At 43.5% G+C, this 13,402-nt stretch carries 8 protein-coding genes; 2 read left to right on the forward strand and 6 right to left on the reverse strand.

The genetic code is table 11. From position 1 onward, the window contains the following. Positions 1-6 precede the first annotated feature (6 nt). Positions 7-1,416 carry a hypothetical protein gene (locus NOS7107_RS04770; protein ID WP_015111855.1) on the reverse strand — a complete coding sequence of 470 codons (1,410 nt, stop codon included), beginning with the start codon at positions 1,414-1,416 and terminating at the stop codon, positions 7-9. Positions 1,417-1,933: 517 nt separating this feature from the next. Between NOS7107_RS04770 and psaA the strand changes: the two genes are divergently transcribed. Beyond that, positions 1,934-4,192: a photosystem I core protein PsaA gene (psaA, locus tag NOS7107_RS04775; protein WP_015111856.1), complete on the forward strand. Its 2,259-nt coding sequence runs from the start codon at positions 1,934-1,936 to the stop codon at positions 4,190-4,192. A gap of 136 nt (positions 4,193-4,328) precedes the next feature. Further along, a complete protein-coding gene (gene psaB, locus NOS7107_RS04780; RefSeq protein WP_015111857.1) occupies positions 4,329-6,554 on the forward strand; it encodes a photosystem I core protein PsaB in 2,226 nt (741 codons plus the stop codon). A 126-nt stretch (positions 6,555-6,680) separates the two neighbouring features. Here psaB and NOS7107_RS04785 read toward each other — a convergent pair whose 3' ends face one another. The 5 genes from NOS7107_RS04785 to NOS7107_RS04805 form a co-directional block, all read right to left on the reverse strand. Beyond that, positions 6,681-7,874, reverse strand: coding sequence for a 4-hydroxy-3-methylbut-2-enyl diphosphate reductase (locus NOS7107_RS04785; protein ID WP_015111858.1), 1,194 nt, complete (start codon positions 7,872-7,874; stop codon positions 6,681-6,683). 86 nt (positions 7,875-7,960) lie between these two features. Beyond that, positions 7,961-8,773, reverse strand: coding sequence for an SGNH/GDSL hydrolase family protein (locus NOS7107_RS04790; protein ID WP_083889666.1), 813 nt, complete (start codon positions 8,771-8,773; stop codon positions 7,961-7,963). Between the two features lie 183 nt (positions 8,774-8,956). Continuing rightward, positions 8,957-10,372, reverse strand: a complete 1,416-nt coding sequence (locus NOS7107_RS04795; protein WP_015111860.1) for an ammonium transporter — start codon at positions 10,370-10,372, stop codon at positions 8,957-8,959. Positions 10,373-10,663: 291 nt separating this feature from the next. Next, entirely contained in the window at positions 10,664-10,987 is a 324-nt protein-coding gene (locus tag NOS7107_RS04800) for a YnfA family protein (protein WP_044500517.1), read from the reverse strand. Positions 10,988-11,159: 172 nt separating this feature from the next. Beyond that, positions 11,160-12,761, reverse strand: coding sequence for an ammonium transporter (locus NOS7107_RS04805; RefSeq protein WP_044500518.1), 1,602 nt, complete (start codon positions 12,759-12,761; stop codon positions 11,160-11,162). Between the last annotated feature and the right edge of the window lie 641 nt (positions 12,762-13,402).

The following is a 13,402-nucleotide window of genomic DNA, read 5'->3' on the forward strand; positions in this document are numbered from 1 at the left end:
AATCTCTCATCCCTCCCCTTGCGGCGTTGGAAGCGAACGACGCTGAAAATATTTACCCAACCTAGATTTTAAAGGCTCAGTTTCTGGTTTTTCAGGAACTTCTGTAGCTTGAGGTGTGGGTATCACCTCCGGTTCTGGTGTCGGTGACTGAATAGCTTGAGGTGTAGGTGTTACCTGTGGCTGTGGTAACTGAGTAGCTTGAGGTGTAGGTATGACTTCTGGTTCTGGTTTTGGCGACTGAATAGCTTGAGGTGTAGGTGTTATCTGTGGCTGTGGTGACGCAGTAACTTGAGGTATAGGTATGACTTCCGGTTCTGGTTTTGGCGACTGAGTAGCTTGAGGTGTAGGTGTTACTTCTGGTTCTGGTTTTGGTAACTCAGTTGGTTCTGGTTGAACTACCTTTTGAACTTCGGGTTTAGGAATTGGCGTTGTTTCTGGTTCGGTAACTGGTGGCTTAGGAATGTAACTTGGATCTACAATGCTGCGTACTTCATCCGCCTTAAGTTCACCTCTAACAATGCGAGAAAGTGTATCTTTACTTTTTGGTTGGTAGTTAACTAATCTCACAGTAGTGTTAAAGGCATTTTTGACAGCATTACCTTGATTATCCAAGAATTCTAGCTTCACCCAATTATTTCCAGGTTTTAAGCCTTTGAGGTAAACTGCTTGCCAGCGATCGAAAACAAAGCTTTCACCATTAATTGTGCAACGAATACGCCAATCACTGAACAAGTCATTAGGATTATCTGTAGATCCTAAACGCAGTGGGGCGTTAGTTAAATAAAAGTCCAGCAAAATTGGTTCAGCGCCATAATTACCTTGCGGAGTGCTGTAAGTTAGCAAGGGCAAGCTAGAATCAGGACTGTTCTCATCCGTTTTAGTAAAAATGTGAAATGTAGTCTGAGCATAAGCACCTTCATTTTTAAAGCTTTCACCCCAAGGACGAGCAGCAAACACCCGTAAAGTATGTGTACCTGGAGATAAATCCGATAAAACCAGTGGCTGGCTTAAATCGTACACAGGGATGTAAGGCTGATTATCCAAAATTACGTGGATATGAGAGCCTAATTCCCACTTTGGATCTTTAAATACAGGTAAATCTTTTACCTGAAACTGAACTTTAACTTTCGTGTCTGGGATGATTTCTGCACCTTGAGGTGTGACTATAGTCACTTGGGGGCGATACACTTCTAAGGTTGAACGTAGTTCTTGAATCACCTCTGGTGGTGCAACTTCAGTAAATTGCTGCGAACTTGGTTGAGATTTTTCTATATGGCTCACAGCAGTATCTTGACTAACAGCTTTCTCTGCACAACTGTTTAAATTCAAGACCAATACTAGTAAGATTAACCACTTAAAAATAGTCAGACTCCTGGGGAGGATCTGTTTTAAAGCCTTCACACACCATAAATTCATACCTTACACCCAGTTATAGTCTGCAAAAACTGCAAAATTATTTTGCCCTAAACTGCCTATCGGACACCAGAGCCTAAAAGGTAAAATTTTTCTCAGATACTATATATTTTTTCAAAATGCTAGGAGATTAGTAATCTTTTTGACAATTTTCGCTCACAGATATCTTACTCTCGTACTAAAAATATCTATAACTACAGTCCAGAATACTGAGTTTGTGCATATTATATCCATGAATCATAAATTTAACGAATTGTTATTCTTTGTAAATTAAATGAAGAAAGTATTGACTTTTGGCTCAGAAGTTAAAAGTTAAAAGCTAGATCGGACAATTAATTTGGCTATTTTGAATTATTGTTAAAATCTCTCCAACAATGTACAAGTAAAGACTTTATAATTCAACAGAAACAAACTTCCACATAGCGTCTTCATCGCTCCTCCGGCCACTATCTGGAGAAGGCGACTAAAGATCACATTGTGGTTTCATGATTCCTCATTCCTTATCACCAGAGGAGGTCGAATGACGATTAGTCCTCCGGAGCGAGAGGAAAAGAAAGCCAGAGTGATAGTTGATAAAGACCCGGTACCAACCTCATTTGAAAAATGGGCATTGCCAGGACACTTCGACAGAACTCTAGCTAGAGGCCCAAAAACCACCACCTGGATTTGGAACCTCCACGCTCTCGCCCACGATTTTGATACTCATACAAGCGATTTAGAAGACATTTCCCGCAAGATATTTGCGGCTCACTTCGGACACCTGGCCGTTGTGACCATCTGGTTAAGCGGGATGATATTCCACGGCGCGAAGTTTTCTAACTACGAAGCCTGGTTAAGTGATCCGTTGAACGTGAGACCCAGTGCTCAAGTCGTTTGGCCTATTGTTGGACAAGACATATTAAATGGTGATGTCGGTGGAGGATTCCACGGTATTCAGATCACCTCTGGCTTGTTCCAAGTATGGCGTGGCTGGGGTATCACTAACTCCTTCCAGCTTTACTGCACAGCTATTGGCGGCTTGGTATTAGCAGGCTTGTTCCTATTTGCTGGCTGGTTCCACTACCACAAACGCGCTCCCAAACTGGAATGGTTCCAGAATGTGGAGTCGATGTTGAACCACCACTTGCAAGTTCTCTTAGGCTGCGGTTCCTTGGGATGGGCTGGTCACTTGATCCACGTCTCAGCGCCAATCAACAAGCTGATGGATGCAGGGGTTGCTGTTAAAGATATCCCCTTGCCTCATGAGTTCATTCTCAACAAGAGTTTGTTGATCGACGTATTCCCAGGTTTTGCGGCTGGTTTAACACCTTTCTTCACCTTGAACTGGGGTCAGTACGCTGACTTCTTAACCTTCAAGGGTGGTTTAAACCCTGTAACAGGCGGTTTGTGGATGACTGACATTGCTCATCACCACTTAGCGATCGCTGTACTCTTCATCATCGCTGGTCATCAATACCGCACTAACTGGGGCATTGGTCACAGCATCAAAGAGATCCTCGAAAACCACAAAGGCCCCTTCACCGGGGAAGGTCATAAGGGTCTTTATGAGAACATGACCACCTCTTGGCACGCTCAATTGGCAACTAACCTTGCTTTCTTGGGTTCGCTGACAATCATCATCGCGCATCACATGTACGCGATGCCTCCCTATCCATATTTGGCAACTGACTACGCAACTCAGTTGTGTATCTTCACTCACCACATCTGGATCGGTGGATTCTTGATTGTGGGTGGTGCGGCTCACGCAGCCATCTTTATGGTGCGGGATTACGATCCAGTTGTGAACCAAAATAACGTTCTGGATCGGGTAATTCGTCACAGAGATGCAATTATTTCCCACCTGAACTGGGTTTGTATTTTCCTCGGCTTCCATAGCTTTGGTCTGTACATCCACAACGACACAATGCGTGCCTTGGGCCGTCCCCAAGACATGTTCTCAGACAGCGCAATTCAATTGCAGCCAGTGTTTGCTCAATGGGTGCAGAACCTGCACACGTTAGCTCCTGGTGGCACAGCGCCCAACGCCTTAGAGCCTGTTAGCTACGCCTTTGGCGGCGGTATCTTGGCTGTAGGTGGTAAAGTCGCTATGATGCCCATCGCTTTGGGTACAGCTGACTTCTTGATTCACCACATCCATGCTTTTACCATCCACGTAACTGTTCTAATTCTGCTGAAGGGCGTACTGTTCGCTCGCAGCTCTCGCTTGATCCCCGATAAAGCCAACTTAGGTTTCCGCTTCCCCTGCGACGGGCCGGGCCGTGGTGGTACTTGCCAAGTTTCCGGCTGGGATCATGTGTTCCTAGGATTGTTCTGGATGTATAACTCCCTATCTATTGTGATCTTCCACTTCAGTTGGAAAATGCAATCTGATGTTTGGGGAACTGTAGATGCAGCTGGTAATGTGTCTCATATTACTGGTGGTAACTTTGCCCAAAGTGCCATCACTATCAACGGCTGGTTGCGTGACTTCTTGTGGGCGCAAGCTTCACAAGTAATCAACTCCTACGGTAGTGCTTTGTCTGCTTACGGATTAATGTTCCTAGGCGCTCACTTTGTTTGGGCATTCAGCTTAATGTTCCTGTTCAGTGGTCGTGGCTACTGGCAAGAACTAATTGAGTCCATTGTTTGGGCTCATAATAAACTGAAGGTAGCACCTGCAATCCAACCTCGCGCTCTGAGCATCACTCAAGGCCGCGCTGTTGGTGTAGCTCACTACCTCTTAGGAGGAATTGCTACCACCTGGGCATTCTTCCACGCACACATTCTTTCAGTAGGATAGCAATCAGTTATAGGGAGTGCTGAGTGCTGAGTGCTGAGTGCTGAGTGATTAAATTAAACTCAAAGCTTAGAACTCATAACTCAGACTTCCAAAAGCTGAAACCTGATGGCTAAGGGTCAGAGGAAATATCAAAGCTATGGCAACAAAATTTCCAAAATTTAGCCAGGATCTCGCACAGGACCCAACTACGCGCCGCATTTGGTATGCGATCGCGATGGGCAATGATTTTGAAAGCCATGATGGCATGACCGAAGAAAATCTTTACCAAAAGATTTTCGCTACCCACTTCGGACATCTGGCAATCATCTTCCTCTGGGCTTCCAGCCTCCTGTTCCATGTAGCCTGGCAAGGTAACTTTGAACAGTGGATTAAAGATCCTCTACACGTCCGCCCAATTGCCCATGCAATTTGGGATCCCCACTTCGGTAAACCCGCAATTGAAGCTTTTACCCAAGCTGGTGCTAGTAATCCTGTAAACATTGCTTACTCTGGTGTCTACCACTGGTGGTACACCATAGGTATGCGGACAAACCAAGAACTGTATGTCGGTTCACTTGGTCTGTTACTATTCGCTGCCCTACTTTTATTTGCTGGTTGGTTGCACTTGCAACCCAAGTTCCGCCCCAGCCTCGCTTGGTTCAAGAGTGCTGAATCTCGTCTAAACCACCACCTCGCTGGTTTGTTTGGCGTTAGCTCTCTGGCTTGGGCTGGTCACTTGATTCACGTTGCTATTCCCGAATCTCGCGGACAGCACGTAGGTTGGGATAACTTCTTAAGCACTGCCCCCCACCCAGCAGGCTTGCAGCCATTTTTTACAGGTAACTGGAGCGTTTACGCGCAAAACCCAGATACAGCTGGTCATGTATTTAGTACATCCACTGGTGCTGGTACAGCGATTCTGACCTTCTTAGGTGGTTTCCATCCTCAGACAGAATCTTTGTGGTTGACCGACATGGCTCACCACCACTTGGCGATCGCCGTATTGTTCATCGTTGCTGGTCACATGTACCGTACCAATTTTGGTATTGGTCACAGTATCAAAGAAATGATGAATGCCAAAACTTTCTTTGGCAAAAAAGTTGAAGGGCCATTCAACATGCCTCACCAAGGCATTTATGACACCTACAACAATTCCCTGCACTTCCAATTAGGTTGGCACCTAGCTTGTTTGGGTGTTGTTACCTCCTTGGTAGCGCAACACATGTACTCCATGCCTGCTTACGCGTTCATCGCTAAGGACTACACCACCCAAGCAGCGCTCTACACCCACCACCAGTACATTGCAATTTTCCTGATGGTTGGTGCATTTGCCCACGGTGCAATTTTCTGGGTACGTGACTACGACCCCGAACAAAACAAAGGCAACGTGCTGGAGCGTGTATTACAGCATAAAGAAGCGATTATCTCTCACCTCAGCTGGGTATCGTTATTTTTAGGCTTCCATACCCTTGGGTTGTACGTTCACAACGACGTAGTAGTTGCTTTCGGTACTCCTGAAAAGCAAATCCTGATCGAGCCAGTATTTGCTCAGTTCGTTCAAGCTGCTAACGGTAAAGTACTTTACGGATTGGATGTTTTATTGTCTAATCCCGATAGCGTTGCTTACACCGCTTACCCCAACTATGCAAACGTGTGGTTGCCCGGTTGGTTAGATGCCATTAACGCTGGCACTAACTCCTTGTTCTTAACAATTGGCCCTGGCGATTTCTTGGTTCACCATGCGATCGCATTGGGTCTGCACACCACCACCCTCATCCTAGTCAAAGGTGCCTTGGATGCTCGTGGTTCTAAATTAATGCCAGACAAAAAAGACTTCGGCTACGCATTCCCTTGCGATGGCCCTGGTCGTGGCGGTACTTGCGACATCTCAGCTTGGGATTCCTTCTACTTAGCTCTGTTCTGGGCATTGAACACAGTAGGTTGGTTAACCTTCTACTGGCACTGGAAACACTTAGGTATTTGGCAAGGTAACGTTGCTCAGTTCAACGAAAACTCTACCTACCTGATGGGTTGGTTCCGTGATTACCTGTGGGCTAACTCCGCACAGTTGATCAACGGTTACAACCCCTACGGTATGAACAACCTGTCTGTTTGGGCTTGGATGTTCCTCTTCGGACACTTAGTTTGGGCAACTGGCTTCATGTTCCTCATCTCTTGGAGAGGATACTGGCAAGAGTTGATCGAAACCTTGGTTTGGGCGCACGAGCGTACTCCTCTAGCTAACCTAGTTCGCTGGAAAGACAAGCCCGTTGCACTCTCCATTGTTCAAGCTCGTTTGGTTGGTCTAGCTCACTTCACCGTTGGCTATGTCCTCACCTACGCAGCCTTCCTCATCGCCTCCACTGCTGGTAAGTTCGGTTGATCTGGCTACTAGTTTTGTTAGGTAACTAAAAAAATCCCCCACCTTACGGCGGGGGATTTTTATTGATCAGTTTTTCAGCGTTCCATCATCGCCATCATTTTTCCAATTGGTATAATTCTTAAAAATCTAAGCTTTGAGGGTAAAAATCTCTTCAATGATATCTTCAACAACTTTATCAGGTGTAGATGCACCAGAAGTTATACCAACAACAATTTTACCTGCTGGTAGCCAATTTTCGGCGATCGCTAATTCTCCATTTAGCTGACGGTGTTCAATAGCTTGAGCAGATTTAATCCGTTCTACAGCATCAATATGATAGGAAGGAATGCCCTTTTCAAAAGCAATTTGTTGTAATTGGGTAGTATTTGATGAGTTAAATCCACCAATCACCACCATTAAATCTAAATCATGCTGTACTAATTCCAACATGGCATCTTGCCGTTCTTGGGTAGCATCACAGATAGTATTGAAGCTTTGAAAATGTTGATTTAACTCAGCCGGTCCATACTTCTGCATCATCGTCCGTTCAAACAGCTTACCAATTTGCTCAGTTTCGCCTTTAAGCATAGTAGTTTGGTTAGCAATACCCACCCGTTCTAAATCTTGATCTGGGTCAAACCCTGCTGAACAAGCTTTAGCAAATTTTTGCAAAAATTCTTCTCGATTCCCACCGTTCAGAATGTAGTCGGTGACATAATGTGCTTCTTTTAGATTCAGCACAATTAAATATTTACCTGCAAAAGAACTCGTAGCAACGGTTTCTTCATGCTTATATTTCCCGTGAATAATTGAGGTGTAATCAATTTTTTTGTGCTTTTCAACGGTATTCCAAACTTTAGAAACCCAAGGACAAGTGGTATCAACGATTTTGCAGCCTTTATCGTGTAATATCTGCATTTCTTGAACACTAGCTCCAAATGCAGGTAGGATCACCACATCATTGGTTTCCACAACGGAAAAGTCCTTTTTACCTGTTTCTAAAGGAATAAATTTGACTTCCATGTCCTGCATTCGCTGATTTACCGAAGGATTGTGGATAATTTCGTTAGTAATCCAAATCTGTTCTCTGGGGAAGTGCTGGCGAGTTTCATAAGCCATAGCGACAGCACGTTCTACACCCCAGCAAAACCCAAAAGCTTGAGCTAGGCGGATGGTAACATCACCGCGTTGCAGAGTGTAATTGCGATCGCGGATTTCTTGAATCAAACTGCTTTGGTACTCAGATTGCAACTGGGTTGTCACTTCTGCTTGATGACCAAACCCTTTGCGATTGTAATTTTCTGAATGTTGGAGTGTACGTTTAAAAGCTTTTGTATCCATGTTTAATTCTATAATGTCTCCTCTTTCTGATTTTCGCGCGTGGAGACACAATTTAAGTAAAAAGTAAAAAGTAAAAAGGCAAAAGATTAAGTTCCTGATTGAGTATAAATCTGCAATGCGGTACGCCAAACCAAGTAGCCAGCGGGACTTAGATGTAAACCATCAGTCGAAAGTTCAGGACGAAGATTACCTTGTTGATTAGCAAATAAGGAATATAAATCGAGATATTTTGCGCCGCGTCTAGCTGCTATGCGTTTTAATTGTTGATTTAGTTGGTTAATGCGAGTGTTGGGAAGAAGCAGAAGTTTATCTCGTCCTTCCCAGGTTGCTTCTTCTGCACCATGTGGCAAAATTGACTGGACAACGACTTGCGCTGTGGGATGAGTCTTGCGGAGGTATCTGATAATTTGCCGCTGATTCTCTAAAATCACCTCATCGCTGTCTCCACGAATGAGGTCATTGATGCCAATCATCACAAAAATGATCTCTGGTTTGGTGCTATCAAATATCTCTAATCTTTTTAAGAGTCCAGTACTATTTTCACCAGAAATTGCTTGATTAAGCCAATATCTATTCTCTGGTAATAATTCTGTCGGAAACCACAGACTGATAGAGTCTCCAGCCAAGATACTTAAATGCTCAGGATTTTTCTCAGTAGCGGCTTTAGCTTCTTGTTTGAGAACATCTAACCACTGTTCGTAATTGAGTTGATAATGGCGGCCTAAATCGGGTGTAACAGTTTGGGATGCGTTAACTGTCTGTTGTGAAGGCAAACTACCAAAAACAGCGGTCAATTTCTGCTGTTGTAAAATCAGCAGGATGACCGCCAACATGAGTATGCCGTTGGTTGCCAACGATAACAATGCCCAAATGGGGAAGGTTTTTGCAGAAGTGGTCACGACTAGCGAAATTTGCTGATAATTTGACTCAAATTTTATCCGCTAGTTTGCAAAAGTTACTAAAAAAGTTTTGAGTGTTGAGGGTCTCCAGAAACACAGGGGTGTAGGGGTGTAATAAATCAAGGATAGAAAATCCGCGCAGGCGGCTTTTGCTTGTGTAGCTGCGACTCAGCACTCATCACTTTAATTAACAGGCCGATCGCCACCAAATTCTGAGTTGTAACCTTCTTCACCGTGTTCGTTGATATCCAAACCTTGAATTTCGGCTTCTTCTTTGACCCGCAGACCAACGGTAGCATCGATAACTTTGAGAATAATAAAAGTGCCACCTGCGGCGATCGCATAAGCAATCATAATTGCTGTTAGTTCTACTCCTAGTTCGCCAAAGTTACCTTGCAATAACCCGTCTTTACCACCGCCATTAACTTGAGTTGTGGCAAATACTGCGGTTAAGATTGCCCCAACTGTACCACCAACACCATGCACGGGATAGGTATCTAAAGCATCGTCAATTTGGAGCTTGTGTTTGAAACTGACTGCATAGAAGCAGACAAAGGAGGTAATAAAACCAATTAAAATTGCGGCTAAAGGAGTCACAAATCCTGCGGCTGGGGTAATGCCTACCAGACCTGCAACCGCCCCTGTAGCCGCACCTACAGCAGTTGGTTTACCTCGTAGTGTTGCTTCTAAAATCAGCCACATCAAGGCCCCCGCCGCCGCCGCGGTATTGGTAGCAACAAAGGCGGTAGTTGCTATATTAGTAGCTACATTACCAGAAGTTCCACTAGCAACAGATAAAGCACTACCAGCGTTGAAACCAAACCAACCAAACCACAATAAGCCAGCACCTAACAAAATGAAAGGCACGTTGTGGGGTGGACTGAGGCGGTCTGGGTGAGTTTTGCGGGGGCCGAGAACGATCGCAGCCACTAACGCTGAAACCCCAGAACTAATATGCACCACTGTCCCACCCGCAAAGTCGAGAGCGCCTAAACCACCGTATAAGCCGAGGAATCCACCTTTTGCCCAGACCATGTGAGCGAGGGGGCTATAAATAAAGGTTGACCACAGTAAGACAAATAAACTGTAGGCGCGGAAACTCATCCGTTCAGCGATCGCACCGGAAATCAATGCTGGGCTGATAATGGCAAACATAGCTTGATAAATCATGTATGCCTGATGGGGAATTGTGGGAGCATAAGAAACTACCTCATTCGGCTCGGAACCTTGGAGATAATTAGTTGTTTCTAGACCCACACCGTTTAAACCGAGCCACTGTAAACCGCCTATAATTGGATTCCCTGGTGCAAAAGCCAGACTATAACCCCACAATACCCAGGTAACGCCAACTATGGCCATCAACACAAAGCTCATCATCAAAGTGTTGAGGATATTGCGCGATCGCACAAATCCACCGTAAAAGAACGCTAATCCTGGTGTCATCAACAAAACTAGTGCTGATGATACCAGCATAAATGCTGTATCTCCTGTATCAGATGTAGGTGGCGCTGCTGCTGTTTGGGCAAAAGCATTGCCCATTAACGGCCATCCTACAAATAATAGGGTCATAGCCGCGATCGTCAAAACTTTCTTCAACACTTGTTTTTGTCCCCTTCTACTGGAACTCAAGATTTTTGTATACTAAAATACATTTCAAGCTTTTTTGCAATTCTTTTTTGTCTTGAAAGATACTCAACTGGATTTATTTTCCAAAGATTAACAAAAATATAATCCTTGTGATAGTTACTAAAACATTAACTAAGGTGTGTCAGTGCAATTTTTCCATTTTTGTTCAAGTCATCACAATGATGTTTGGGGATAAAAAACTGCTGTATTTGAGTTAGCACTTTTAAAACTGCATTAACAGAAAAATCACAAGCGAAATTGCATTTAATTTCTAGGTGCAAACATGATAATTAAGACACTAAGTAATGCTAAAAACGTACCAATCAAGTCGTAACTATCAGGTGTAACTTTATCTACTTGCCAACCCCAAAGCATTGCCATTGCGATAAAAATGCCACCATACGCCGCGTAAACTCTCCCAAAATTCGCAGGCTGAAAAGTAGAAATTACACCATAAAGAACTAAACTAATTCCACCCAAAATCCCCAACCAAAATGACTGGTCTTGCCTTAACCATAACCAAATGAGATAACAGCCACCCAGTTCAAATAAACCAGTCCAAATAAAATAAATTAGGGACTTAATCATATATAAATTTAAAATTTTTATTTCTAAATAAAAGTCATTAAATGTCAAAATCCCTCGAAAATAACTTGAAACCGTAGTTGAATCAATATTTAATAAAAAACCGCCCTCTACATTCAAGAAAAAAGTTGTAGGGGCGGATGTTTATCAAAAATAAAACTAGAGATTTACCAGCTTATAGAGTACTTGGTATATCACCACCTGATGAAATACCTCCAGAACTTGACCCTTCCGAAAATCCCCCATGACTGGCTTCTTTAACGAATCCACTGTAAGCTTCCATACCGTGTTCGCCGATATCTAAGCCTTCTAATTCTTCTTCTCTGGTGACTCTGATTCCTAAAGTCGCTTTTAGTGCTAACCAAATGATGGTGCTGAGAAGAACTGTCATTCCTCCAACTGCCAAAATCCCAATAATTTGGGGAATTAATGTCCCAAAACCACCGCCGAAAAATAAACCATGTGGGCCGACTGGTTTACCTGCTAAGTCAACCAGCCAAGGATAACCACCAGGGCCAACAGAAAATAGACCAACTGCTAAAGTACCCCAAATACCACAAACTAAGTGAACCGAGGTAGCGCCTACTGGGTCATCAATACCAAGTTTGTCAAAAAATGGTACAGAGAAAACAACTAAAATTCCAGCAACTAAGCCAATGACTATGGAACTAGGAATGTTGACGTAAGCGCAAGATGCTGTAATGCCTACCAAGCCTGCCAAAATACCGTTAATAATCATGGACAAGTCTGGCTTACCCAAGTACAACCAAGCTACAGCTGTAGCAGCAATACCACCAACAGCACCCGCCATGTTGGTTGTTAAAGCAATGTGAGTAATTGCATTTGGGTCAGCAGCCATTACGGAACCGGGGTTGAAACCAAACCACCCCAACCACAAAATCAAACACCCCAAAGTGGCAATACTCATGTTGTGACCTGGGAGAGCCACCGCTTGTTTATCTTGATATTTGCCAATGCGTGGCCCAAGAAATGCGGCTCCCATCAACGCAGCCCAGCCACCAACTGAGTGAACTACTGTAGAACCAGCAAAATCCCAAAAACCCATGTCAGCCAGCCAACCAGCACCCCAAATCCAGTGTCCGGTGATGGGGTAAGCAATACCTACAAGTAATAGGCTGAAAATTAAGAAGTCAACAAACTTAATCCGTTCCGCAACTGCACCAGACACAATTGTGGCTGCGGTTCCCGCAAATACTAGCTGGAACAAGAATTTGGCTGCTAAAGGAACACCTGTCCAACTGAGAGCGCTAAACACTCCTTTGTAAGCATCGCCAGTTGCAGGGCTGTTATCTACTCCTGATAGGAACAAGCCACTGAGTCCGATGAAATCATTACCATCGCCAAACATTAAACCAAAACCGATCGCCCAAAATGCCACGGTCGATAGGGCAAATACAATTAAGTTCTTTGCTAAAACGTTAACGGCGTTCTTTTGACGGCAAAACCCGGTTTCTAACATACAAAAACCGGCGTTCATGAAAAACACTAAAAAGGCCGCGATCGCTACCCATAATGTATCAATAGCAACTTTCAGTTCTGCGGTTGTCGGGCCTGCGGGTGCGGGAGTTTGAGCTACGGCTACATAACCCCAACCCAAGACAATTAGACAAGCCAACGGTAAGCAAGCTTGCCAACTGGGAGAAAGTCGCTTAATTGCTAAAGTGAATCGCTTGAGTGTTGAGTTAAATTGTGTGCTTTTAGCGTATTTTCTGGCAGATGATCGCCTAATTTTTGTTTTTGATTTCTGTCTCTGCATGAGTTTGAACATCATCCTCCAAACCATCCTGAATGGAAAAACATCTAGAGCAAAAAAACTAACGTTGTAAGTTAAATCCAGTGGCTTTTGATATTTATCTTTAAACCACTTATTTCTACGCCAGAAAGCCAAATAGCCCAACTAGGAGTTTAGAAAATTGACTAAACTCTTGTAAATATTTTTGCTGTTATCCTTAAGAAATTATTATGTATTATCCGAAACAGTCAAGTCTCCTTCACTTAATCTTTAATCTTGGAATTATCGTACTTGATGCGCTTAACTGCTGGCAATTGTCAATACAATGCTGGTAAAAAATGAAGCAGACAGTGACACATCATTTGCACAATACATTCAGACTACTGCAAGTTTGCTACTGTGAACTTACAAAAAATTCCCTGACAGAAATTATTCCAGTACTTCCTGTTGTGAATATTGGTGAATTCACAAATAAATTTGACTGATTCTCTATTTATCAAAACCGCAATTCTGTATCCTTAGATACTATTTTTTGATGACTATTTTTTCACTACACTGAAAGTGATGAGAGCAAAAAACTACATCCTTTGCAGGGAATGGATTTATACTCATCGGTAAATAAGATTAAAAAATAATATTAAATTTTTATAAAAAAAATTAATCAA

Origin of the sequence: Nostoc sp. PCC 7107 (assembly GCF_000316625.1) — a bacterium.
In the GTDB taxonomy this organism is placed as follows: domain Bacteria; phylum Cyanobacteriota; class Cyanobacteriia; order Cyanobacteriales; family Nostocaceae; genus Nostoc_B.